Below are 2,868 nucleotides of genomic sequence, written 5' to 3' on the forward strand. Positions count from 1 at the left end.
ACGTGTCGGGCGTTTTCGTCTGCATTGTCCAATGTGGCACTGGCACTGTTTTCAGGGTTAAGGAAGTCGACTGTGTACAGCGCCAGTGTATTCTTGTTGTTGTCCCAGCTATTTACCTTCTTACCGGACCAGGCATTCTGCAACACGAAGAAACCCATATTGGTACCTTCGGCAAAGGTCGCCCCTCCGGTCATGTCGAACTCCGTACCATTGATGTTAATGATACTCGCATCACCCAAAACAACCGTATCGCCAGCATTAAGGCTTCCGCCGCCCCCTGTTTCTGAGACGTTGTTAAAGATCATCTCTGCGGTAATACCGCTGATAGAAGTCAGCTCCTTGATCGCGACATGGCCGTTGCTATTGGAATCAATATCGCCAAAGCTCAGGTTGTCGAAGGTATCATCTGCGAAAATAAAGTAGCCCAGGGAGTTTCGGTAGCCCGCTCCTTCGTCGATAAATGTTATCCCGACATGGGCATCCGATTGGAACGTAATATTGGGGTCATAGTCAGTGTTTAGGAACTCCTGATTAACATCGGTGCTTTCTGGCAGTGCATTTTGCACCTCCTGCACCAGGCCTGTGGGCAGGTCAATGTTGACCAGCGTGTCGGTTGCGTCGTCAGCGGCGTGAGCGCTGGTTACAAAACCACTACTCAACAGTACCGCCAAAGCGCTTCGTTTCAGATGTAATGTGTTCATTGGCATCTCCTTTTATAGAGTCAGGTACCGAATACGATGTTGCTACTCCTTACTTAGGTTTAAGGTTGGTATGAGAGGAAACCGCTGCCGAAAGCGGCTCCGCCTAATTTGTCAGATCTCTCTTAGCCTGAGTGCAGCGTGCTCGGCTAACGCGCAGTCACCTTGTTCTGCGAATGCATAGGGTTGTTTCTTTTCACCGCCAAAGGGCAGTCCCTGAAAGGCTCGCTCTTGAAATATGGTGAGCGTGTAGAGCAGCTGAGGGAACTCGGCATATATCTCATCCGAAAAAATTATTCCGTAACGCAGCTCCGGATTATCAAATAGCCGAGTAAGTACAGCGCTCCCCTCGGCATTGCGATAGAGCGGTAGTAGGGCAATCGTGCCGCGACAGTTTGGGTGTCGAAAACTGGTTACCCGATAAGGTCCCTGGTTGGCTGCTGCAAAGCTGCCGACCTGATTCAGCCCCGGAACGTTAAACGTTACCGGGGCTACGACAGTGTGCGGTCTTTGACTCGCTTTATAGAGGCGAGTCGCGGGTGCCAGCGTCAGAGCGGGAAACAGAATTATGAGCAGTAGGCTGAATGTAAGCTGAGGTGTCTTCATGACGCGTTCTCCATCGAACACAGAGCAAAGTACTGATCAGCCCCAATCCTTCATATACGCTGGCTCCCGTGCCTTGATGGAGTAGTTCATACCATTCCGGATCGAGCGCCATCAACGCTAAACGTAGGGCGTTTAAAGCGACTACCAGCACCGCGACCAGGATGATGCGCGTGAGATCGGTGTAGCGTACGTGTTGATGCACCATCTGGGTTAATGCGAGCCAAAGAAGAAGTGAGAGCGACAGGTTACCGAATGCAGAGCATCCCGTTAGGATGAGCAAGCTATAGCCATTTGGCTGAACAATCAGATTGTTGTTTACGACAAATTCCTGGTTAAACATCTGCAGCATGAGAGCGGCAATGCTGGCATCAAAGCTGAGTATTTCGGATGAAAAGAGAGTCAGGCATACACGGCTGACAGGCTCTCTCAATGCGACGGCACAGATCAGAATGGTCACCGCGCGGCTGTAGTGGTCATGCCGAAAGATTGAACGCCACAACAGGACGAGCACAGCGGCGATGCACCAACTGAGCGTTGCCAGTGGTATCGCTAGCATCAGGCTTAAAAGCAAGCACATCAGTAAAACAATATTGGGCGGTGTTGTACGATCAATATCACTGCGGTTATATAACCAAACCGCGATCGCAAGGCTTAGCCAGATAACAAAGCTCTGGCCGAAACCCTGCAGCAATGCATCGACAAATCCTGATATGCGAATATGTTCTATCGTCGCAGGCAGGATTGCATTGAAGATGGCCAACGCTATTAGCAATGGCAATAACGGTGGCACTATCCGGTGGCTACTGTGGCACCTAATCAGAGTACGGATCATAGATGCCCCTTGTCTGGACTAATCCGAAAATTGGACTGTGGGTGAAGTGACTGGTAGTAGAGGTCAACAATCCTGGGGCACACAACATCGCTGGAATATTCTCGATTAATACGCGCACGGGCGGCAACTCCCATTGCATGACGTTGTTGTTCAGACAACGTTAGCCAAGTATGGATGGCCTGTTTAAAGCTGGCGTTGTCATCGGGGTCAATGAGCCAACCGTTCTGTCCATGAGCTATCAGCTGAGGTAATGCACCGAGAGAGAAGGAGACAACAGGGATGCCACGAGCCATCGCTTCCAATGCGACCAGCGGTAACCCTTCGCAGCGGCTGGTAATACAGAGCAACCCAATCTTATGCCAGTGCATCTCCATGGTGACGTTACCGTTGAAGTGCAGATGGGGTTCAGACATTTCCAGTTCTTTACGTAGCGGACCATCACCGTACACCTGAAGGTCAGCCTCTTTGGCAAACTGACGTGTCAGGAGGGCGAATTGATCGGGGCCTTTTTCTTCTGATAGGCGTCCCACGAATGCGATCTGTTGCCCGGGTGGGGTGGGGAGATGGTTTCCTTTCACAAAATTGGGCAGCAGCAGTGACTGGGCCGGAAGGCGGTGCTTGATCTCTGGGCTGACACAAATTGTTCCGCTGGCCAACACCGACGTGAATGCATCTAGCCAGGTGTAGAATCGCAACTTGCCGCTTCCCAAGTCGCCGTTATGGTAGGTGGAT

Annotated in this window: 4 protein-coding genes; all 4 read right to left on the bottom strand. The window is 51.2% G+C overall.

Translation table 11 applies throughout. The annotated features are described in order from the left end of the window. Positions 1 to 701, bottom strand: a 701-nt coding sequence (locus tag ABYW01_RS18345) for a hypothetical protein (protein ID WP_372835638.1), incomplete at its 3' end; no start/stop codon positions are given. Positions 702 to 812: 111 nt separating this feature from the next. Then, complete coding sequence (locus ABYW01_RS18350) at positions 813 to 1,304, bottom strand: hypothetical protein (RefSeq protein ID WP_372835644.1); 492 nt, start codon at positions 1,302 to 1,304, stop codon at positions 813 to 815. Continuing rightward, a complete protein-coding gene (locus tag ABYW01_RS18355; protein ID WP_372835639.1) occupies positions 1,219 to 2,136 on the bottom strand; it encodes a hypothetical protein in 918 nt (305 codons plus the stop codon). The genes ABYW01_RS18350 and ABYW01_RS18355 overlap by 86 nt, the downstream gene beginning before the upstream one ends. Next, a partial coding sequence (locus tag ABYW01_RS18360) for a glycosyltransferase family 4 protein (RefSeq protein ID WP_372835641.1) occupies positions 2,133 to 2,868 on the bottom strand: 736 nt, incomplete at its 5' end. The genes ABYW01_RS18355 and ABYW01_RS18360, both read right to left, overlap by 4 nt.

The organism is Pontibacterium sp. (genome assembly GCF_041587635.1).
In the GTDB taxonomy this organism is placed as follows: Bacteria; Pseudomonadota; Gammaproteobacteria; order Pseudomonadales; family Balneatricaceae; genus Pontibacterium.

Bases quoted from the DNA above. Each gene is read 5' to 3' on its own strand.
- ABYW01_RS18355 (WP_372835639.1), bottom strand. From the start codon at position 2,136: ATGATCCGTACTCTGATTAGGTGCCACAGTAGCCACCGGATAGTGCCA.
- ABYW01_RS18350 (WP_372835644.1), bottom strand. From the start codon at position 1,304: ATGAAGACACCTCAGCTTACATTCAGCCTACTGCTCATAATTCTGTTT.